Below are 21,211 nucleotides of genomic sequence, written 5' to 3'. Positions count from 1 at the left end.
GACTACGTTTCCAGTTCGAACGCCTGCTCTAACAGATCAGCGATACTCCGAAGCGCACCAACTGCGGTCTGGTCAATTTGCAAACTCACGCGATCAGTATCTCCCCCGGTTTTCTTACCGAGTGAGAGAACTATCTCGTCATCGGGTGAGAGAGATGCTGAGAGCCATGAGGTGACGTTCTGAGATCCAACAAACCAAGCCGTGGTGAGATCGTACCACGATTCCTCACGCTCGTCCGCTGACGGATGCTCCGACTCAAATCCCTCGTGCTCGAGTTCGGTCGCAAAGCTTCGTAGCTCCTCACAATCGCTTCGTTCGAGTTGGACCGTAACACGATGCTTATCGCCACCGAATCCCCAGTCTTTCTTTCCGATCTGGATCGTCAACTGTCCGGTTGGCGATCGTGAAATAGTAACCCAGGCACGACTGCTATGAGAAAACCGTCCTCGACGGAGGTATCGATGTGCTACCTGAACCCACTCACCGGACTTATCGAACGATGCCCAGAACTCTCCTGGAATTGGGACCTCGAGTTTGACAGATGGTGACTTCTCTTGTCTCAGCCACCGTGTGACATCGGGATACCCTTCGAGACCGGATCGATCGGGAAGCGCACATGGCCAGACGGTGTGTAGCCCGGAGAGATCAACATCGTACCCTGAAAAGTCGTCTTCGTACAGCCACGCGACGCTGTATCCTCGTTCCAGATAGTGCTCGGTTACGCCATCGATGTCTTTCCCCTCGTTCCGGTACTGTGCTTCGATCGCGATGCCATTTCCATAGGGGGCACACGGCTCGTCAAAGGTCAGGAGGACATCGGCGATTCGCTCGTCCACTCCTGACTCGAGCTCGACTGTCGCGTCGGGAAAATCGTGCTTGAGCCGGGCATAAGCAATTGACTTCATCTTAAGATGTACATCCGACTCACCTGGACACTTTCCGCCGCTCCCAAGATCGTCAAATGTCGACTGACCGTGAGTGGTCGTGAACTCGGTCTGATCCTCTCGATCGTGATGACGAAAATGACGTGAGATAAACGCGCCACCTCGTTCGTGCGACTTGACGACCCCCATAGGGTCCTCACAAACTGGGCACGTCACTTCAGCGTTATTTTCGACCTGTGGTGGAATAACGCGCTTCCCGTTTATGGTTCCAAGATATGGCATACTGGTTCAATCTCTGTTGGATGTGTGTCGTGTCTGCTATAGGTTAAAATTATGTTAATAACGTTTTTCGGTGTAATAGAACATAGTAGCGTCCAGATCTGCTAAATTCGGGACTCTTTGCGGGCCCATTTCGGCGGTAGAGACCCCCCCTTCTGTTTCCACTCCAGCGGTGCGGAGGCGTAGCGGTTAGTTTGGTCCTTTGGCCTTAGCCACACGTCCTAAGGGGGACCCGGACGCGACGCGTCCGGTTTCTCACGCAAGCCTCACCGAGGCGATCGAGTCGAAGCGACGCGATTGCTCTGACGAGCTGCGAAGTTACGCAAAAATCACTCGATAAGAGACGAAATTAAGGGAAGAAATAGCGTTGCCACTCACCAGGCGGCGCTCAGCCGCCGAGCGCGTTTCGGCTTTTCATCCGTCGCGGGAGGTTCTCGCGCTCCTCGAGCAGCTTTCGCCGCGTCCTGTCGAGAGGACGATCCTCTCGAGATCGGCTGACGTTCACGCGAGCCTTCGACAGTTGAAAGACGTTCGTGAGATGGAACCGTTCGGTCGATCCGTCAGGATACTCGAATTGGATCCAGATACCGCTAATACCGAGTTCATCATCGTACTGCTGCTGGTAACTGGTGACCGCCTCACGGGCGATCTCGAGCCCCTCGTCGCGATCGGCCGGCGTGTATCGAACCTGCAGGAGCTTCCGGCTGCGCTCGTCCGTCTCACGAACGCCGACCTCGTAGGAGTTCTTGAAGCGATCGAACGGCCCGCTCTCGAACCCAGACGCGTCTTCAGCGACCTGCATGGCCGTTGCCCCGATCGTTCGCCGGAACTGCTCCTCGGCCGATCTGACGCGCTTGAGCATCTCCTGGGCAGCGAAGTCGCTCTCGACTTCGAGCTTCCCGTAGGTGTGCCGAACGAAGCCTTCGAGCCGGTCGACCACTCGCCGGATCGTCCGGTAGGAGTAGCCGGTCTTCTCGGCTGCGTCCTTCGGCGAGATCTCACCGCCATCCGTGAGCAACAGCTCGGTGACTTCCCGATCGCTTCCGTTCATATCGCCCCAGAGACGCATCACGGCGTTCTCCTGCTCACTCTCGATCTCCGGAAGGGGACAGTCAACGAGCTTCAGGCTACGCCGCTTTCGACGCTCTGGACCGAAGTACGCGTCCTCGTGGTACTCGTCGCCGCCGGTCACGTCGAGACCGGCCCAGTCGAGAACGTTCATCAGCATCTCCTCGAGTTCGCGCCGACACTGTTCGATGTCGAGTGCGTCTTCGCGGTCCCAGTAGACCGTCTCGTCGGTGATCGAGGTCTGGAAAGATACCTCGAGTTTGGGATGCCACCCGAACTGATCGGGATTGTAGTTGTCGGGGTTCCGCATGTAGTAGTGCTTCAGCTCCTTTCCGATCTTGTGGCCCCGAATGAGCTTCGCCGCGCGCTCGGAGTCGACCATCGTCGTCACCTGGTCGCCGGGACGTTCCCGATTGTCCTCGACGTGCTTTCGATAGCCCGATCGATCGGACTCGAGCAGCTGGTGAATGCGCGCGATCGGTCCGTCGGCCGCGTAGATCGGCCCGGACACGTCGCGCTTCGGACGGACGTACACTGCGGCGTCGTTGACGTTACTCGACTCGTGCGGGTTCGAGAAGTACCGACGAGGAACGTCGAACGCCGCGAAAGCCTCGGCCGTGAGATCGACGTACTTCGCGAAGTCGATATTCGACGCCTGAGCGCGGACGGTGAGATACGGCCGACCCAGATCCATGTAGCCGTTGACCTTGCTGATCTCGCCCGTCTCATCGTCGCGTTTCTTCATGTCCGGCCACCGCGGGTAGATGGTGAACGTACCGCCTTTCACCCGCTGGCTCGAGTCGGCGCTCTTGTCGTCGTACGTCTCGTCCATGCAGACGACGTACACGCGATAGAGGTACGCTGTCTCGAGCTTGTAGGACGGATCGGACCATGGGAGAATCGGCTGGTCGTCGTAGTCCAGGACGGCTGCGTATTCCTGTCCGTCGAATTCGAACGTCGTCGACGGCTTTCCGTTATTGACCCAGTCGTGTTCTTTCCGGAACGTAGTGAGTCCGTAGTACGGCTTCAGCCCGTACTCGTCGAAATTGAGGTAGGCGTCGAACTCGTGGCACTGGGTCTCGAGGAACTGCTGGGCGGCCACTTAGACCACCTCCTCCATTGAGAGCCGGCCCTCATATCCGGCGGTCGTCTCGGGCGGCGCGCCGACGATATGCCTCGCGCGACACCCAAATTTATGAGAGTTGAAACTGTAGTGTTCAGGTAGCCTTCCCCCATTTACGGGAGAAATTGAAGAAGTCGTATCAAGCCTAGGCCGGGATTTGAACCCGGGCTCTCGTCCTTACCAAGGACGCGCTTTACCGCTAAGCTACCCAGGCACGCAGTTATTCGTTGTCTCGAGTCGACTTTATGGCTTTCGATTGCAACCGGGCGTGGGGTGAGATATCGAGGCACTCGAGACAGTCCGCAGACGGACCACTGTCTGTCATACCGGCACGATCGCGATCTATCTGTGATTGTGCCGGGAAATCAGTACAGGAGATAGTCTCGGTAGGACGGTCGGTCGTCGTACTGGTGGACAACGATCAGTGACTGGCCGACACGGTCGGCCTCAATCGTGGCGTCCGGTAGTAACAGTTCCAGTGGGACTACGGGTCGGTCACCGAAGTCGCTCGATCGGTCGTGTGGTCCTCGAGGGACTGGTCTGACCGGAGCGACCTGCAGTTGTCGAGACACTCCGCGGCCGGCGGAAAGGCGGTCCCGACGCGGTCGGCGATCTCGTCTGCGGTCGCGAGCAGTCGTTGGGACGGCGTGTCGCTGACGGCGGCGGCACCGGTGAGAACGGCGAGTTCGAGGATGTCGTGCTCGAGGTTGGCGTCGATCGATGTCGGATCGACGGCGGCGTCGCCATCGGTACCGGCCACACCCGACGCAGTTTCGTCGGCGACTTCGTCGCGACGGGTCTGATCCCGCCCGAACGCCTGGACCGTCCGGACTGCCTTGCCAGCGGCGTCGGTGCGAGCGAGCAGGTAGAACCCACGGGCGACGAGAATGTCGGCGGCGAGGATCTCGAGGTCACCTCGATCGCTGTCTCGGTCTCCCGATCCCGTCCAGGGCTCCTCGTGGGCCAGCGAGCGGGTCAACCGTAGTCCTTCGTAGATGAGTTGAACGCCGGCCGCCTGCGTGGCGAGGTCGCCGGCGTCGTGTTGTGCTCTTGTGTTGTCGTCGGTCTCGAGAACGGCACGTCCGTCGGCCGCCGTCGCTGCAGCGCTTTCGAGGGTCAGTACGCCAGGAACCATCGACGCGTCCTCGAGGAGGGTCTCGATACGGTCGTGTAACTCGGGTGGTTCGATATCCGCGATGGCCTCGGCGGCGGCACGCCGACAGCTGTCGGCTTGTTCCATTGGCGGTCCCTTACGACGGAGGAGCCAAAGACCTTTGGAAACGTCCGGTAGATTCGCGTACATGATCGATGTAGACGTCGATGCCGACCGTTCGATTCGCACCGTCACGATCGACCGCCCCGCAGCGCGCAACGCTCTGACGACCGAGGGCCTCGAGACACTCGAGACAGCGATCACCGACGCCGACGAGCCCGTGATCTATCTCTGCGGGGCCGGCCCTGCGTTCTGTGCGGGTGCCGACCTCGAGGCGGTCGGCGACCTCGACGGCGACCGCGACCGCGCTGTCGAGTTCGCCCGGCTTGGTCAACGCGTCGCACGGGCGATCGAGGATACCTCGGCGATCGTCGTCGCTGGAATCGACGGCCCTGCACGTGGCGGCGGGCTCGAACTCGCTCTCGCCTGTGACGTTCGCGTCGGGACGCCCGACTCGACGTACGGCGAGCCCGGCGTCACTTTCGGCCTGTTCGGTGCCTGGGGAGGCACCGTGCGTCTGCCCCGCGTGTTGGGTGAGGGCGACGCCCTCGAGTTCGCGCTCTCGGGACGAACCGCCGACGCCGAGGAAGCGCTGCGGATGGGGCTGATCTCGCGGATCGAAGACGAGCCACGGGCGGTTGCCGACGAAATCGCCGGGAACGCCACCGATGCGCTCGCGGTCCTGAAACGGCGGCTGCGCGACGACGCCGAGCGGGCCACCCAGGAACGACGTGAGGCCCACGCGTTCGGCGAGCTCGTCGAAGCCCACGCAGACGACGTCGACGCCGTTCTCGAGTAAACAGTACTGACTCGCCCGTCTGACAGAATGTGGGTCGAAATCGAGCGAATCAGTCGAGGGGCGCCGGCGCCGGCGGCACTTGCCGTTTGTGTGCACTGCGCTCGTACATGCCTCGAACGTTTTCGACGGTTTCCTCTTCGACCTCGAGTTCTCGTGCGGTCGCGGCGACCGACAGCGGGCCATCGATGTGGGCTGCGAGGATCGAGTCGAGCGTCTCGTAGCTGAGTCCCATCTCGTCCTCGTCGGTCTGGTCGGCCCATAGCTCTGCCGTGGGTGTCTTCGTGACGAGATCCTCGGGAACGCCGACGTAGTCTGCGAGCTGGCGGACCTGTGCCTTGTAGAGGTTGCCGATCGGATGGCAGTCGACCGCGCCGTCACCGTACTTGGTGAAGTAGCCGACTGCGGCCTCGCTGCGGTTGCCCGTTCCAAGCACCAGTCGGTCTTCGTGGTTTGCGACGAGGTAGTTGAGAACGGCACGAACGCGTGCACGGGCGTTGCCGACAGCCTCGTGATCGCCGTCGGCGTCGGGGTAGGCCGACAGCAGCGAGTCGACGATCGGCTCGATCTCGATGACGTCGTAACTCATCTCGAGGTCCCGTGCGACGCGTTCGGCGTCGCTCATGTGTTCGTCGCTGCTGACGGTCGCTGGGAGGACGAGGCCGTGGACGTTCTCGGCGCCGAGCGCATCGACGGCGAGATAGGCGGTAAGCGTGCTGTCGATGCCTCCGGAGAGTCCGAGGACGGCGCCGTCGGCCCCCGCAGCGTCGACTTGTGACCGGATGAACTCGACGATGTGATCGCGTCGCTGGCCTAGTTCCGGATCCGAGAAACGAAGGTCGAGCATGTGTCTGGCCGTCCGTACGGGTGGGCTGGCCTAATAGACTCCCCCTCACGGGAAGAAAGTGGACGAATGTTAGATCCTCGGACTATCGGTACTCGAGGCAGAGCGCTACGTTGAAGTGCGACCGACAGCTACGTGTCGGTGTATAGTGCGCTGGTGGTCTAGTGGTAGGACATGAGCTTCCCAAGCTCATAGCCCGGGTTCAATTCCCGGCCAGCGCATCCGAGTTTTCTCGAGGTCGGTACTGATAGTTGCCCGTTCCAGCACTGTGGCGAACACCTAATCATATCGAACCGTATCGCATACGCTCATGTGGCACGGAAACACGTAACACGGATGTCGTACTGTCCCTATATGTGACCACAGCAGACAGGACCGAGACGGTCGTCGAAGTCGAATTCGAGGTTTCCGACCCGCAGTACCCGTTGGTCGCGCTCTCGGCGGAGACTGGCTGTGAGATGGAACTGCTTCAGATCCTCCCGCGGAGCAACGGTTCCTATACGGTCTTCCATCGAGTTACGGACGCTCCCCCGGAACGGATCGTCGAATTCGCACGCGACTACGACGGATTCGAGGCACAGGTCGTCAGCGACGGTGACGACACCGCCATCGTCGAGTTTCGAATCGATGGTGGCGGTGAGTTCTTCACGATCAGCCTGACCGACGCGGGTGCGATTCCGACGGAGCTAGCGAGTACGGACGGCGTCGCGCGGATCGCTGCGGAGATCCCGTCGATCTACTCCGCGTCGGACGTTATCGACCGGTTTCAGGAGACTTATCCGTCGATGGAGATCATCGCACGGCGACAGAAGGACTACCCGGTTTCACTCTTCCAGCGTCAGGAACTCGCCGATGCTGTCTCCCGGCTGCTTACGCCCCGACAGCACGAGGTTCTCCTGTTTGCCTACTCGAACGGCTACTACGAGTGGCCGCGCAAAAAGACCGGCGAGGAACTCGCGGACGAACTCGAGGTGACGTACCCGACGTTCGCCGAACACTTACGGAAGGCCGAACGGAAACTGCTCTCGATGATATTCAGCGCGTAGTCGCTGCCCCCGCTATCAGTGGATCCCCATCGCTTCGATCTGTTCTTGATACCGGTTTCGGATCGTGACCTCGGTCACCTGCGCGACGTCGGCGACCTCGCGTTGGGTCTTCTTCTCGTTACAGAGCAGCGACGCGGCGTAGATCGCCGCGGCGGCGTAGCCGGTCGGTGACTTCCCCGAGAGCAGTCCCTTCTCGGTTGTCGTATCGATGATCTCGTTTGCCTTGACCGTCACCTCCTCGGAGAGTTCGAGATCGGAACAGAATCGCGGGACGTACTTCTTCGGGTCGACCGGCGCCATCTCGAGGCCGAGTTCCTGAGCGACGTATCGGTAAGTGCGACCGATCTCCTTGCGCTCGACGCGAGAGACGGCGGCGACTTCCTCGAGCGAGCGGGGGATCCCCTCCATCCGACAGGCCGCATAGAGCGTGCTGGTCGCGACGCCTTCGATCGAACGGCCGCGAATGAGGTCCTCGTCGAGTGCCCGCCGATACATCACGCAGGCGACTTCGCGGACCGAGCGAGGGATCCCCAGCGAGGAGGCCATACGGTCGGTTTCCGAAAGCGCGAACTGTAAGTTCCGCTCGCCGGCGTCTTTGGTACGGATGCGCTCTTGCCACTTTCGCAGGCGGCGCATCTGGGAGCGTTTGTCCGAGGAGAGCGATCGCCCGTAGGCGTCCTGGTTCTTCCAGTCGATCGAGGTCGTCAGCCCCTTGTCGTGCATCGTTTTCGTCGTTGGCGCGCCGACGCGGGACTTGTTCTGGCGTTCGGAGTGGTTGAACGCGCGCCACTCCGGCCCGTGATCGATGTTCGTCCCTTCGACGATCAGGCCACAGTGATCGCAGACGAGCTCGCCTTGATCCTCGCTTTTGACGAGTTGGCCCTCGTTACACTCGTCGCAGGCCCGCTCGCGTGTTGATTGGTTCGTGTCTGTCGTCTCGGGATCACGTTCGCGCTGGCGAGCTGGGCTCGTCATTTCGACTAGATACTGGTGACCGAGCCTTTTAGGTCTCGCCCTCGTGTCCGATCGCTTCTGACCAGCCGATCAGGGATCGAACCGGTTCTGCACGACGGATTCGACCCGCCGTATCGGGTCGGGAAACGAGTCCCGTTCCAACCGTCGACTGATGGGTGACAGCAGCCGACAGCCATCGATTTCACCCAGCAGTGCAGGCGTGGACCGCCACTAGAAGTAGCCCAACAACGTCCCGCCAAGAACGATGATCCACGTCGCGACACCTGCAAGCAGCATGTCGTTGAACCGCGATTCCCGAGTCGCGCGTCTTGCCGCGCCACCGGCGATCAGCCCCAGTGCGATGACGACGAGCATTCGCTGAACGACGACGTCGACGGGTAGCGAATCGACGCCCAACAGACCGTAGTCGAGCCAGAACGCCACCGCCAGCGAACCGGCGGCAACGACAGCCGCGTCGAGTCGTCGCGTGAGCGTGCCGGCGATCAGATAGGTTGCGACCGGGATTCCGACCGCGATCACCGGATACAGCAGTGCGGCGATCATGTGTGGCGTCAGGAATCCGACGTTGCGCTCGAGGGCGATCCCACCGAGTCGCACGCCGAGAAACAGCGCGAGGATCGTAAAGACGAGGACGATGTGGCCGGCCTCGAGGCGGTCGTAGGCAGCCGCGATCCGGCGCCGGTCGACGTCCGTCAGGCGATCATCGATGGCTGTGGGCGTGTGATCAGCGACCTGCTCGGGATCGGTTCGTCGATCGACGTCGCCTGCTGCCCGGGCGCGTCTGCGGGCCACGAGTCCGACGCCTGCGGGGAGAACGATCAGTCCGGCGAGATCGACGACGGTCGCCCACCCATCGGAGTCGGCGGAATTCGTGTTCCCGAGGTAGACCCGGCGGACGTCCTCCTCGACGTCGATTCCGGGGTGGTCCATGAAGTCTCGCTCGACCTTCGACTGGGCGGCCTCGACGCCGTCGACGCGGTGGCGAAGAGTAAACCAGTCGAAGTGTTCGGTGTGTGCCTGCATGGCGACCCACTCGTCGTCGGCGTTCGGGCTCTCGTAGAGCCGGATGTGGTACCGTTGGCCGTAGTAGTCACCTTCCTCGAGTTGCCCCGTCTCGGTTGACCAGTAGGCGTCCGCCTCGGGGCCAGGGTCGATCCAGGCATAGCGGGTCGTGCCGTGGGCGTCACCCCACTCGATCCCCGTCGCGTGGCGGTCGTGTTCCTCGAGGAACTGCTCTTCTGGGAGGGGCGTTTCGTCGTCCTCGTACTCGGCTTCGACCTCCTCGATCTCCTCCCAGTCGCCGTCGTCAGCCTCGGTCATCGCGTACGTGATGTCCTCGCTGTCGCCGCGGACGATCACGTTGAGCGGACTCCGCTCTTGAAATCGCTCCTGTGGGCTGAGGTACTTCCAGAACTCGCTTTCGGAGCCATCCATCGAGACCAGCTCGGGCGTTTCAGTCTCGTCGGAGTCGATGGTGTCGGTCGACGGCGAGAACAACAGCGACGGGCCGCCGACGAAGAGAAACGAGAGTGCCACCAACGCGACCGCGATCACGAGCGACCGACGCATACTCCCGCCAATACCGAACGGATGTCCATCAATCCACGTGATCGTTGCCCGTCGGTTTCGAGTGCCGGATATCGGTACAGCAGTCCGTATCAGTCGTCGACGTCCGGCCCAACGGTCAGGACGGGGACGGGCGCTTCGCGGACCACCCGCTGGGAGACGCTCCCGACGACGTTTCGCTCGTACTCGTTGCCGCTTGTCCCCATTACGATCAGGTCGACGTCGTGTGTGCCGGCGTAGTCGACGATACACTCGGCGGGGTGACCCGTCTCGATTTTAGTCTCGACGTCGAGACCCTTCCCACTGGCCTCGGTCGCGACGGTGTCGACCGCCTCGTGTGCGTTCGCCTGCAAGTCCTCGCGAACCGCCTCGATGCGGTCGTCGCCGAGGACCAGAAAGGCTCGATCGTCGACAACCGAGAGGACGTGAACCGCCGCCGATCGTGTCTCCGCGATGTCGATCGCGTGTGTCGCGGCGACTGCTGCCTGCTCGCTGCCATCAGTGGGGACGAGAACTGTATCGTACATCGGGACCTACTCGAGAGACTCGTCCCTGGCGAAAAAGCGATTACCGTCGTTCTCCGCTCGTGGGAATAGCCCCCCGAGTCCGCGTCTCGCCTCGTAACGGTCGACAAACTCCTTCTCGGCGGCCACTACCGGCTCGGTTCGCGGCGGTCGTATACCTGACAACAGTCATACTGACGGACAGCACGACGCGCCGATGGGTTACTGACTGCTGTCCGGCGGTATCAGGCGCCGGGAATACCAAGCGCCTCCGGCGTGACGATTCCGACCAGTGCGGCCGCGTAGACGATCACGACGGCAACGACCCACGCGACGACGCCGATCGCGGTCGCCGTCGCCCAGCCACCGGGATAGCGCCAGTTGATCACGCCAACCCACACGACGAGCATGATCAGGACGCCCACGAGCGGAAGCCAGCCGGCGACGTAGCTCGTCACCGCCCAGGCGGCCGCCCCGACGAGGGCGGTCAATGCGGCGTTGGGGACGCCGGCGTCCCGGTCCAGTACGACCCGAACCCCGGCTACGATCGCGACCGTCCCGATCAGGAGACTAAGCACGAAGATGACGGCTGCGTCGATGGCAGACATCGGTTAGGACGGAGATCAAGGTTTCCAGCTCACTTCGAGTTCGATCGTCTCACGACTGCCCCGTAGCATCGAGGAGCGTTCGACGACGTCGACCGAGAAGTCGACCTCTTCGGGCGGATCGAGCGAGATCGTCTTGTTACCGACCTCGACGTCGATTCCGTCCTCGTCGTCGAACTCCGCTGCGAGAGCCGCCAGATATGCTGCGACTTCCGATCGCGGGAGTCGGTCGTCGAACGTCGTCCGTTCGGCCATACGGCCCAGTGGCGGTGACGGCCGCAAAAGTATGGGCAGCGAACGCGCTCCTAACGGGTTTTTACCAGCGGTCTCGGAGAATTCACGGGGCTTGATCTCGAGTCAGTTCGTGTTACTGAACGTGTTCTTACGCCACGTGTCTCTGTCGTAAGGTGTTGTCGCTCCTGACCGTCGATGTCCAACCAGTTTCGCATGGCCGTTGTCAGAGTGGATCGCCACAGCTCCGATCGTGACGTGGGAATATCGGAGGACCGGTACAGCTTCCGTATCAGCCGAATACCTGCACTCGACGCGGAAGCGTGGCTTTTTGACTCCGGAACGGGTAGCCGCCGCCGATGGACGTCGCCGTCGGCATCGTCGCCCAACGTGGTAACGAGCGCGCCCAAGAACTCGCTGCGACGCTGATCGAGGCGCTCGAGCGTGAAGACGACCGTGAACACGAACACGGCCACGAGAGCGCGCCCGTGTCGGTCGTCGTCGACAACGCGACTGGTGACGCAGTCGACGCGCCGGCCCGTCCGGTCGGCGAGATGACCGATCGCGACTTCGTCGTTAGTATCGGCGGCGACGGTACGCTGCTATTCGTCGCCCGCGAGGTCGGCTCTACCCCGATCCTCGGTGTCAACTTCGGTGAAGTCGGCTTTCTCAACGCCGTCACGCCCGCCGATGCCGTCGACGTCGTCACCGATCTCGTCGCCGAGCTACGGACGACCGGTTCCCTCGAGGGTCGCGAACTCACCCGACTCGAGGCGACGAGCCAGGACGCCGACTGGACGCTCGAGCCGGCGCTCAACGAAATCGTCGTTCACGGCCCACGCCGGGGCCACGGCGGCGGTGCGACCGTCGAGGTTCAGGTCGACGGCGATTGTTACGCCGCGAGTCACGCCGACGGCGTTCTGGTAGCGACGCCGACGGGCTCGACCGCGTACAACCTGAGCGAACGGGGACCGATCGTCCATCCCTCGGCCGACGGCCTCGTCGTCACGGGGATGGCCACCGCCGACGGGATGCCGTCGCTGGTCGTCGATCCGGAGACCGATCTCGAGATCACCGTCTCCGATACCGACACTGCCTACGTGATCAGCGACGGCCGGAACCGACGGCGGCTCGACCCACCGACGACGGTCACACTCTCGGTTGCGGACGAGCCGATCCGACTCGTCGGTCCACAGGGGAACTTCATAGAGAGTCTCGAAAAGCTCGACTGACGGTAATCGCTCTAGCGCCGCGTGTTCGGATTCGTGTCGTCGTTCGTCCCCTCGAGCAGCCGCTCGAGTTTGGCCGGCGGAACGGCACCACGGGCGACCCGATCACCGGCGACGAACGTCGGGACGCCGGTGATCCCACGCCGCTGGGCCATCGTGAACCGGTCCTCGAGTTCAGTTCGAAGCCCGTCGTCGTCGATCGCCGATCGGATCTCGCCGACCGGCAGTCCGACGTCGTCGGCGAGGTCCGTCAAGACGTCGCGCTCGCCGATATCCCGACCATCCTGCCAGAGCGCGTCGTAAATCGCCTCGTCGAAGGCAGCCCACCTGGCGGGATACTCCCCTTTCACGTACCACGAGGCCTGCTGGGCGGGCAGCGAGTCGACCTCGATCGCTAACTCCTGGGCCATCTCGACGTCGTACTCGGCCCGCAGGCGACGGACGTTCTGGCGGGCGCGGTCGAAGTACTGCTCGTCTTTCCCGTCGTCGGCGTCGTGATCGATCGATCCATCCGGATTCCGTTTGTCACTTCGGAGATCGAACGGCTGCCAGTCGACCTCGAGGGGCGCGTCTCGTGTTTTCCGGTACTGCCCGAGAGATCGCGTTCCCAGATAGCAGAACGGACAGACGTAGTCGGCATAGAGCGACAGCCGATCGGTCGGTTCGGACATACCCTCGATAGGCAACGGTGACGGAAAAGTCGACGGCACTCGGAGGTGTGTTCGGTGTCGCCTCGAGTCGACGGCTCGGATTCGCGATCGGTCCTCGGTGACCCGTCGGATCAGACGCCGTTGGCGTCTTCGCCGGCCGCGAGGCCACTCTCGCCGCTTTCGGTCTGCTCGGTCACGCTCGGCAAGTTCGGGTCCCGGTAGGGGTTGCGTCCGTAGGCGGGAAGCTCGTCGTCGAGTTGTTCTTTGAGGACGCGACGGAGTCGGTTCAAGCTCGTCGTGTCGAGCCCGTAGTCAGCGGCGAGGCGCTTGAACGTCTCCTCTTCGGTGATGTCGTGGGCTCGATACTGGCCGAACAGCTCCTCCATTCGATCGGCCGAAAGCTCCTGGGCGTCGATGTCGTCGAGCCCGAAGTACTGTCGCCGGTCGACGTCGACGACGTGGCGGATGACCACCAGTGCCACCTTTTCGATCGCACGCTGGCTGCCGAACTCGGTGAGGTCGATCTCGTCCATGACGCCGAGTGCGAGGTCGCGTTGCCACGGCGTCATCTCGAGTGCGTTACACAGCGCTTGCGTCGTCCGCAACCGGTCGAGCCGGTGGGCACGCTCGCTGTAGCCCGGCGTTGCCGCGTGCTGTTCGTCGTGGAGGCGACGCACGCTCTCGGAGAGGTCCGCGTCCGGCGACTCCGCACGGCCGATGACGGTCGCACTCGGCGTGACGACGCCCCACTGACGGACCGTCGAGTCGCGCTGGACGTCCGCCCGCGAGAGCGATCCCGAACCGGGTCGGGTCTCCAGGCGGCGATCGTCCTCCTCCTCGAGTCGCGGGCTGTCGCCGACGGCCGCGGCATCGGCGGGGCCGGGACCGGGTTCAGCACCGTCGTCTCTCATTATCGCACTCTCGGACCGGCAGACGGAAAAAGGCTCGCTCCCGTCAAACTATCGGAAACGGCGACTGACAGCAGAGATGACAGATCGAGTCGACTCGAGCGACGAGCGATACGCTCGCGCTCGAAGCAACGTCCGCGAAAAGCCCTTCGTAGCTTCACCTTGTGACCAGAAGTACTTAAAGAACGATCCGATAGCGCGGCGTTCGAGCTACTGGACCGCGGCGATGATGTCGTCGATGAACTCGTCCAACCGTTCGGGATCGGGCCCGCTGCGTGCGTGTACTTCGGGGTCGATTGCTTTCGGCGGATGGGCGAACCCGCGGCCGACGGCATCGCCGACGGTCGCGGCCCCTTCTCCCGCCCGTTTCCGCTCGAGCAGTTCACGGGCCCGTTCGATTCGGTCGTCGTCGAAGACCGACGGCGCCTGTTCGGTCAGGAATCGGTCGAACTCGAGTGCCGGCAGCTCGTGGCCCCCGCGTTCGCCGGTCGCTTTCAGATAGCGTGCCGACATCGCTGCCCGGGCGATCGTCAGGTTTCGCTTCACTGTTGGTTTCGTCTGTGTCTCCTCGAATCGCTCGTCGTCGGCTGGGACGGTCGTCGTTCCGTCGTCGGTTTCGACCACGTATTCGTCCTCGCGACTCTCGACGATCGGGAACGTTTCGTCGTCGGTACGCACCAAGTGGTGTGAGATGTACTTCCGATAGTTGCTCGTCGCGATGCCGCGCCACGCGTGATAGAGGTCCATCGGGTTGTACGTCCGCTCGATGTAGTCTCTGAGATCGTCCGGTTCGTAGTCGACTCGATACCGGATCGGACTCCGGAGGAGGTCGATCGCGCCGTCGTTGGAGTCGGCGAGCAGACGCACGAACGTGTGGACGTCCCAGCCCTGTACCTCGATCTCGCCGTCGGTCTCGTGGACGACGTCCGTCGGCCCCTCGAGATGTGCGTACTGCCGGAGATCGGTCGGGACGAAAACGGCGCCGACGTCGTAGTCGCTATCCGGACTCGCCGCGCCCCAAGCGTGGCTCCCGCGAGCGGCCGCCACTGCGATGTCGACGTCGTACTCACCTTCGATCGTGGTTAGTAACTCGTCGACAGCGTCGAAAACGTAGGCTGGGACGGATGGCATAGCTATCGCTCAATAGCAGTTTGTCGCTCCAAAATGCCCTTCGTAGCTCTACCTTGTGATCAGAAGCACTTAAACGACGATGGGGTGCGATACCCTCCGCTCGAGGAGACTCGCTACGATGAGAACCGCGAAGAACGACGTCCTCCCGTCATAGCTCCACCTTGTGACCAGAGACACTTAAAGAAGCGATCGGACTCGAGTCGATACGACACACAGCGAGATACTGTGTTAGAGAGCGACTGGCTCGAGACGACTCGTGTCTCCCCGGCCACAGCGTCGTGACTTCTCGAGGTGAGATAGAGAGAAGGACGATTTCCCGTCGTATCTCCACCTTATGACCAGAGGAACTTAAAGGACGACTGGCTTCTCGGGTTCGTGATAGACTTGTGCCTCGTGATAGACTTGTGCCGACAGTCAACTGCTCTGCGGAGATAGGTCAGTCGAACCGCTGTGCGTTCCGCTGACTGTAGAATACGTGACTCGAGGAGAACCGTTCGTCCGTCGTATCTACACCTTGTGACCAGAGGCACTTAAAGAACCGATCGCGTCGAACGATCACGACGCGATCCGCTGGCTGTGGACGACGCGACTCGAGTTTCCGGGGCGCCGTGTCTCGTTTTCCGTCGGTTCACATCGAGTCTGCGAGCACGAGCTCCGACGACTGCAGGTTCCGAAAGGCATAATCGGTCGCTGGCCCGAGTACGGACAATGAGTCACCAGCTCCCGGACGTGCAGGCAACGTCGCCAGACGTCACCGTCGGTCTGAGTCAGGTCGGCGTCACCGGCGTCGACAAACTCGTCAAGATCGCCCGCGAGGGCAAACGCCCGATCGTTCTCACCGCCGAGTTCGAAGTCTTCGTCGACCTCCCGGCCTGGCGCAAGGGCGCCGACATGAGCCGCAACATGGAGGTCATCGACGAGATCTTAGAGAAAGCTACCCGTGAGGAGGCCTACCGCGTCGAGGAGATCTGTGGCGACGCCGCCGAACGGCTCCTCGAGAAACACGACTACACCTCCACCGCGAAGGTATCGATGGAAGCGGAGTTCATGCGCCGCGAGCAGACGCCAGCAAGCGACCGTGAAACCCAACACACCGTCGACATCATCGCTTCCGCCACGGCTACGGAGGAGGGCACTCGCGAGGAGATCGGCGCGGAAGTCACCGGGATGACCGTCTGTCCCTGCTCGCAGGGGATGTCCGCCGCACGCGCAAAACAGACCCTCGAGGATCTCGGCGTCGAAGAAGGGACCATCACGGAGTTCCTAGAGCAAGTGCCACAGCCGGGCCACTCCCAGCGCGGCCACGCGACGTTGACCGTCGAGTCCAACGGCGACCCCGAGATCGATCTGAACGACATCATCGATATCGCGCGTGACGCGATGAGTGCCCGGATCTACAACCTCGCGAAGCGTCCCGACGAGGACCACATGACTTACGCGGCCCACGCGGACGCGAAGTTCGTCGAGGACTGTGTCCGTGCGCTGGCGGAAGGCGTCGTCGACGAGTTCGACCATCTGCCCGACGACGCGGTGATCACGATGAAACAGTCCAACGACGAGTCCATCCACCAGCACAACGCCCACGCCGAACGAGTCGTCGAGATGGGAACGCTGCGCGAGGAAGTCTCCGAGAACGCATAGGATCGGCGGTTCGGACGCTCGGTGGCAGTCCACGGCTCTTGTTTTTTCTCCTCTCGAGTACGACACCCCTTCGTTTGGACCCAAACCGTTATCAGCGAACCAGGGATAGCCACTCCCGTGACGGTACGACACGACGATCTGACGGTCTCGTGGCTGGGCTACGCCACGGTCAGAATCGAGTCCGACGACGGCACGGTCGTTTACCTCGATCCCGGCCGATACGGGACGCTCACCGGCGACTGGGACGGTGACGTCTCCCATCCCCCTGGTCGGGAGTACGATACACGGGACGGCGACCTCGTCTTGGTGACTCACGACCACCACTACGACTCCGATGGCGTTCGTCGAGTCGCAAACGACGACGCCACCGTCGTCGCCTACGAAGCCGTCGACGCCGAGTCGATCCGGCAGGGTGGCCGCGACGTCGACGACCTCGAGTCACTTCCCTACGACGTGACTCGGGTGGAATACGGCGACGAACTGACGGTCAGCGGCGTCGACCTCGAGGTCCGTCCCGCATACAACCACGCCGACGGGCGAAACGTCGACACGGAGGGCGACCCCATCCATCCCGAGGGGTTCGGCTGTGGCTACCGCTTCGAGGTCGACGGTACGAGCGTGTTCTGGCCCGGTGACTCCGACGTACTCGACTCTCACGCCGACCGCTCGGTCTCACTGTTCTTGCCGCCGATCGGGAAGAACTACACGATGGACCGGACCGAGGCCGCGTCGCTGGCCGAAGCGATCGACCCCGATCTCGTCTGTCCGATCCACTACAATACGTTCCCCGAACTCGAGGCCGATTCTCGGGCGTTCGCGGCCGACGTCGCGGCCAGGGGCGTCCCAGTCGTCCTCGACGAGACCTGATAAGAGTCACCGTCCGTCAGCGCCGGCCCGCCCCAACCCGTCTGGGGTGTGCCATCCTACGGCGGCTTGCGGTCGTGGCAGTACGGTTACTGACGGCGTCAGAACTCGAGCGGTTCGGCTTCCTTCCACCGCGGAACGAACTCGTCGTGGACGTTCGCAGCGAACTCCGGATCCTTGAGATCGATCATTCCGAACGCCTCGCCCGAGGAGAGGGGATTGGGGACCTGAATACAGACCTCGACGCCGTCGATGATGTTGAACGAGCCGGAGATGTCGTCGTTCGTCCTGACGTCGAAGTCGTCGCGTTGCTGTAGGGTATCCCGGTAGCGCTGGCCGACGTCAGCAGAGAGCGAGCCAACCAGCTCGCGAGTCATCAGGAGATCGACCGACACGCCCCGATCGAGGGCGTCCTCGAGTTGGGCGCTTACCGCTTCGCTTACCGTTTCGAGGTCCCACTGGGGTGCCGGGTCGGCAGAGACCATCACGATGTGGTCGTCGGCGGCCGCGAGCCGTTCGAGCAGCAGATCGATCGTCTCCTCGGGTCCGACTGCGGCGGTCCAGAACTGATCCTCGACCGGTTCGGCGGCGTCGAGTTCGTCGGCCAACTCGTCGACGATCGACTCGTACTGGTCGGCCTTTTCCTCGAGTTCGCGTTTCTTATCCTCGAGGAGGCGATCCAGCGCCGTCGACGGTTCGACGGCGACGTACTTCTTCGGCCGACTCGCCGTCTGGCTTCGGACGAGGTTGTACTGCTCGATGCTATTCAAGACGTCGTAGATCCGCCCCATCGGTACGTCGCTCGCACGTGACAACTCTTTAGCTGTTGTCGGACCGGTATTGAGCAATGCGCGGTACGCTCGAGCTTCGTATTCCGAGAGCCCGAGATCCCTGAGACTGGCCATATGATGAGGGAATCGACCGGAGAAACATAAACGCTGTGGTGGTTTGATAGGCGAGTGATTCGACGCGTCGGCCCTGCTGGCGGTGCTACTCGAGGATCGACTGGACGCGATTACTCAACTCGTCAGGGGTTTCGGCGACCTCCGACGTCTGGTCGTCGCGTTCGACACGTGCTGTCCCCGACTCGAGGCCGTCGGCATTGGGGACGACGACTTTCTCGTGATCGGCGAGTCGGAGCGCTGCACGGTGGAGATCGGTTCCGGGCTCGGTGGCGACACGAATCACCAGCGGCCCCTCGAGCAGCCGTGAGACGGCCGTCGCGTAGCGGGCCATCTGGACGCCGAAGCGATCGCTCGCACCCGCGAATGCTTCGAGCGTCTCCCGTGTGACCTCGCGGTACTGCTCCTCGCCCGTCAGGACCGCGAGTTCGAGCAATGCATCCGCGATGGCGACGTTGGTGTCGAGCGGTCGGAGCGGTCGCTCGAGCAGACCGGCACCTGCCGCAGGCCCATCGTGGAACGACGCTCCGTCGTGGAGCCGTTCGATCGTTGCGTCTGCAATTGCCATGGCGTCGTCGAGGACGTCCGTCTCGAGCGTGCTCGCAGCCGTCGTCAGGGCTGCTAGGACGCGGGCCTGGTTCGCCAGCAGTGGGATCGGCTCGTTGGCTTCACCGCCGTTGGATCCGTTTTCGACGACGTGAGCCACGACACCGTCGACGAGTAGTTCGTCCCGGAGCGTCTCGAGTGCACGCTCGGCGTATCGCCGGGCCCGCTCGTCGTCGGTGTACGCATAGTAGGTCAACAGCCCTTCGATCGCCAGCCCGTTCGGTCCGGCGAAGACACCCTCATCGACTGGTGGCTTATCGGCCGTGGCACGATCGGTCGCGTCGAGACCGTGGGCCTCGTCCTCGCCGGGCGCCTGGCTGTTCGCGAACGCGTCGACGTCGTCGTTCCACAGCGTCGTCGTGAGGTAGTCGATCGTCCGCTCGGCGGGATCGCGGTACTCGTCTTTCCCCGTCACCAGGTAAGCGTTCGCGAACGCGCGTACGAGCGCGCCGTTGGAGTCCAGTAGTTTCTCGTGTTGTAGCCCGGACCAGTCCCGCTCGGCCGCGAAGCGATAGAAGCCGCCGTCGTACTCGTCTAACAGGTTCGCACTGACTGCATCGTACGAGCGCAGGGCCATCTCCCGATCGCGCTTGAGTGCGAACTCGAGGGCATCCGGAAGAGGGAACTTCGGACTTCCACCCCAGCCACCTGCGACCTCGTCGTACGTCTCGCTCAGTTGGCCGAGCATCGCCGACTCGACGTCGACCGTGAGGTCACCCGCTGGCGGGTTGTCCTCTCGGAGCGGTCGCGGCACTCGTCCAGCGCCGCTTCCTTTCGTCTGCCACATGGTCCGGACGCTATCCAGGACCTGGCGCATTCCGTCCGGTCCGAGATAGCCCGCACCGGTCAGTACCGAGCCGTCGGGCGCCAGAAAGACGGTCGACGGGAATCCGCCCATGTTGTATCGATCACGCACGCGCGGATGCCGGTCGACATCGACTCGAATCGGGACAAAGCTATCGTTGATGTTTGCCGCGATGCGTGGCTCTGCGTAGGTCTCCTCGTCCATCTCGTGGCAATGATCACACCACGTCGCAGTGAGCGAGAGCAAGACGGGACTGTCGGCCTCAGTCGCCTCGTCGAAGGCCGCTTGTCCCCACTCGCGCCACTCGACACGTGTTGGGTCGTCCATACCGGAGTCTCGTCTGTCGTGGGGGTAAGCCCTTCGTTCCCACCCGACAGCCCGTTTCGCTCCACTCCCGGGAGCTCGCCGATTTCGAAATCGACCGGCACATTCAGCGAGACAAGAGCGTAAAGCGTTTTCACCCTCCACCAGCTATGTCGAGGCATGCTCCGGTGGATTGCCGCTTTGTTGCTCATCCCGTTTCTCGATGCCGTGATCCTCGCGGTCGTCGTTAGTCAGACGACCTATCTCGGCTGGGTCGGGATGGTGCTACTCGTCGTTCTGACCGGACTCGTCGGCATGCTTCTCGTCCGTGCCGAGGGTCGTCGAACCGTCCGGAAGATGCAACGGTCGCTGGCCCAGGGAGAGCCACCGACCAATCAACTGCTCGACGGTGGCCTCCTGATCGCCGCCGGAGCCTTTCTGCTCACTCCGGGTCTGGTGACCGACGCCGTCGGGTTCCTGCTCGTCGTCCCAGTGACCCGGATCCCGATCCGAGCCGCCATCAAACGCTTCGTGATCGTCCCCTACGCCGATAAGAAGACGGGTGGCTTCGCCAGCGGCAAAGTCTGGACGTTCGGGTTCCCCGATCAGGAGACGGCTCGAGACGGACGGACCGACTCGACCGATGCTGGAACCTACGATCTCGGTGCCGACGACTACACAGTCGACGACGGACGCGATGGAGACGGGTACACGATCGACTTCGGCGACGAACGCACGTCCGACGCCAGCGACGAACTGGACGACTCCGACGACCCCTCCGCCCGATAGCAGTTCTCACAGCGGGATCAGAAAGAAACCCTTAAACATCCCTCCCACCAATCAATGAGTGCGAAGCGCCGAAGCGCGGGCCAATAGCTCAATTAGGTTGAGCGCCACTCTGATAAGGTGGAGGCTCTCGGTTCAAATCCGAGTTGGCCCATTCCTTTTCCGCCGTCTGATTTCGAAGTTCGGTTGGTGTCTCTGCGTACAGTTATCGGCCGAGAGGACATGATTTCGAGCATACGTATTGTCTCTCGAG

Annotated in this window: 20 protein-coding genes and 3 tRNA genes; 8 read left to right on the top strand and 15 right to left on the bottom strand. The window is 62.5% G+C overall.

The annotated features are described in order from the left end of the window. Positions 1-2 precede the first annotated feature (2 nt). From RBH26_RS09590 to RBH26_RS09575, 4 genes are all read right to left on the bottom strand, one after another. A complete protein-coding gene (locus tag RBH26_RS09590; protein WP_306758012.1) occupies positions 3-1,073 on the bottom strand; it encodes a hypothetical protein in 1,071 nt (356 codons plus the stop codon). A gap of 478 nt (positions 1,074-1,551) precedes the next feature. Next, the gene (locus tag RBH26_RS09585; protein WP_306758011.1) at positions 1,552-3,333 is read right to left on the bottom strand and encodes a hypothetical protein; all 1,782 of its coding nucleotides are present in this window, start codon (positions 3,331-3,333) and stop codon (positions 1,552-1,554) included. 163 nt (positions 3,334-3,496) lie between these two features. Continuing rightward, a tRNA-Thr gene (locus RBH26_RS09580) sits at positions 3,497-3,568 on the bottom strand. 270 nt (positions 3,569-3,838) lie between these two features. Beyond that, positions 3,839-4,594, bottom strand: a complete 756-nt coding sequence (locus tag RBH26_RS09575) for a hypothetical protein (protein WP_306758010.1) — start codon at positions 4,592-4,594, stop codon at positions 3,839-3,841. Between the two features lie 61 nt (positions 4,595-4,655). Here RBH26_RS09575 and RBH26_RS09570 point away from each other — a divergent pair, with 61 nt between their 5' ends. Further along, a complete protein-coding gene (locus RBH26_RS09570; protein WP_306758008.1) occupies positions 4,656-5,366 on the top strand; it encodes an enoyl-CoA hydratase/isomerase family protein in 711 nt (236 codons plus the stop codon). 49 nt (positions 5,367-5,415) lie between these two features. On the opposite strand, the gene RBH26_RS09565 is transcribed toward RBH26_RS09570, so the two are convergent. Further along, positions 5,416-6,210, bottom strand: coding sequence for an NAD+ synthase (locus tag RBH26_RS09565; RefSeq protein ID WP_306758007.1), 795 nt, complete (start codon positions 6,208-6,210; stop codon positions 5,416-5,418). A gap of 147 nt (positions 6,211-6,357) precedes the next feature. Between RBH26_RS09565 and RBH26_RS09560 the strand changes: the two genes are divergently transcribed. Further along, positions 6,358-6,428 (top strand) — tRNA-Gly (locus RBH26_RS09560). Positions 6,429-6,563: 135 nt separating this feature from the next. Next, on the top strand, positions 6,564-7,253 hold the full coding sequence (locus RBH26_RS09555) for a bacterio-opsin activator domain-containing protein (RefSeq protein ID WP_306758006.1): 690 nt from the start codon (positions 6,564-6,566) through the stop codon (positions 7,251-7,253). Positions 7,254-7,268: 15 nt separating this feature from the next. On the opposite strand, the gene RBH26_RS09550 is transcribed toward RBH26_RS09555, so the two are convergent. The 5 genes from RBH26_RS09550 to RBH26_RS09530 all read right to left on the bottom strand — a co-directional run bounded on the left by RBH26_RS09550 (position 7,269) and on the right by RBH26_RS09530 (position 11,157). Next, a complete protein-coding gene (locus RBH26_RS09550; RefSeq protein WP_306758005.1) occupies positions 7,269-8,228 on the bottom strand; it encodes a transcription initiation factor IIB in 960 nt (319 codons plus the stop codon). A gap of 210 nt (positions 8,229-8,438) precedes the next feature. Further along, positions 8,439-9,797 carry a hypothetical protein gene (locus RBH26_RS09545; protein ID WP_306758004.1) on the bottom strand — a complete coding sequence of 453 codons (1,359 nt, stop codon included), beginning with the start codon at positions 9,795-9,797 and terminating at the stop codon, positions 8,439-8,441. 89 nt (positions 9,798-9,886) lie between these two features. Further along, entirely contained in the window at positions 9,887-10,321 is a 435-nt protein-coding gene (locus tag RBH26_RS09540) for a universal stress protein (protein WP_306758002.1), read from the bottom strand. A gap of 221 nt (positions 10,322-10,542) precedes the next feature. Then, entirely contained in the window at positions 10,543-10,905 is a 363-nt protein-coding gene (locus tag RBH26_RS09535; protein ID WP_306758001.1) for a hypothetical protein, read from the bottom strand. Between the two features lie 15 nt (positions 10,906-10,920). Further along, positions 10,921-11,157 carry an amphi-Trp domain-containing protein gene (locus RBH26_RS09530; protein WP_306758000.1) on the bottom strand — a complete coding sequence of 79 codons (237 nt, stop codon included), beginning with the start codon at positions 11,155-11,157 and terminating at the stop codon, positions 10,921-10,923. Between the two features lie 335 nt (positions 11,158-11,492). Between RBH26_RS09530 and RBH26_RS09525 the strand changes: the two genes are divergently transcribed. Beyond that, on the top strand, positions 11,493-12,365 hold the full coding sequence (locus RBH26_RS09525) for an NAD(+)/NADH kinase (protein WP_306757999.1): 873 nt from the start codon (positions 11,493-11,495) through the stop codon (positions 12,363-12,365). A gap of 11 nt (positions 12,366-12,376) precedes the next feature. Here the strand turns inward: RBH26_RS09525 and RBH26_RS09520 are convergent, their stop codons facing one another. The 3 genes from RBH26_RS09520 to RBH26_RS09510 all read right to left on the bottom strand — a co-directional run bounded on the left by RBH26_RS09520 (position 12,377) and on the right by RBH26_RS09510 (position 15,051). After that, positions 12,377-13,033, bottom strand: a complete 657-nt coding sequence (locus RBH26_RS09520; protein ID WP_306757998.1) for a DsbA family oxidoreductase — start codon at positions 13,031-13,033, stop codon at positions 12,377-12,379. 110 nt (positions 13,034-13,143) lie between these two features. Next, positions 13,144-13,923 carry a DNA-directed RNA polymerase subunit epsilon gene (locus RBH26_RS09515; RefSeq protein WP_306757997.1) on the bottom strand — a complete coding sequence of 260 codons (780 nt, stop codon included), beginning with the start codon at positions 13,921-13,923 and terminating at the stop codon, positions 13,144-13,146. Positions 13,924-14,130: 207 nt separating this feature from the next. After that, the gene (locus RBH26_RS09510; RefSeq protein WP_306757996.1) at positions 14,131-15,051 is read right to left on the bottom strand and encodes a nucleotidyltransferase domain-containing protein; all 921 of its coding nucleotides are present in this window, start codon (positions 15,049-15,051) and stop codon (positions 14,131-14,133) included. A gap of 708 nt (positions 15,052-15,759) precedes the next feature. Between RBH26_RS09510 and mptA the strand changes: the two genes are divergently transcribed. Both mptA and RBH26_RS09500 read left to right on the top strand, forming a co-directional pair. Next, positions 15,760-16,692: a GTP cyclohydrolase MptA gene (gene mptA, locus RBH26_RS09505; protein WP_306757995.1), complete on the top strand. Its 933-nt coding sequence runs from the start codon at positions 15,760-15,762 to the stop codon at positions 16,690-16,692. A gap of 117 nt (positions 16,693-16,809) precedes the next feature. Continuing rightward, a complete protein-coding gene (locus tag RBH26_RS09500; protein WP_306757994.1) occupies positions 16,810-17,559 on the top strand; it encodes an MBL fold metallo-hydrolase in 750 nt (249 codons plus the stop codon). Positions 17,560-17,657: 98 nt separating this feature from the next. On the opposite strand, the gene RBH26_RS09495 is transcribed toward RBH26_RS09500, so the two are convergent. Together RBH26_RS09495 and RBH26_RS09490 are read right to left on the bottom strand one after the other, a co-directional pair. Beyond that, positions 17,658-18,461, bottom strand: coding sequence for a TrmB family transcriptional regulator (locus RBH26_RS09495; protein WP_306757993.1), 804 nt, complete (start codon positions 18,459-18,461; stop codon positions 17,658-17,660). Positions 18,462-18,546: 85 nt separating this feature from the next. Beyond that, the gene (locus RBH26_RS09490; protein ID WP_306757992.1) at positions 18,547-20,196 is read right to left on the bottom strand and encodes a DUF255 domain-containing protein; all 1,650 of its coding nucleotides are present in this window, start codon (positions 20,194-20,196) and stop codon (positions 18,547-18,549) included. A gap of 156 nt (positions 20,197-20,352) precedes the next feature. Here RBH26_RS09490 and RBH26_RS09485 point away from each other — a divergent pair, with 156 nt between their 5' ends. Next, positions 20,353-20,961, top strand: coding sequence for an FxsA family protein (locus RBH26_RS09485; protein WP_306757990.1), 609 nt, complete (start codon positions 20,353-20,355; stop codon positions 20,959-20,961). A gap of 77 nt (positions 20,962-21,038) precedes the next feature. Then, positions 21,039-21,112 (top strand) — tRNA-Ile (locus tag RBH26_RS09480). Positions 21,113-21,211: the final 99 nt, after the last annotated feature.

It is taken from the genome of Natronolimnohabitans sp. A-GB9 (genome assembly GCF_030848565.1).
Lineage (GTDB): Archaea > Halobacteriota > Halobacteria > Halobacteriales > Natrialbaceae > Natronolimnohabitans.
The sequence above is the reverse complement of the archived record's forward strand: the minus strand, read 5'-3'. Positions and strand labels throughout refer to the sequence as shown.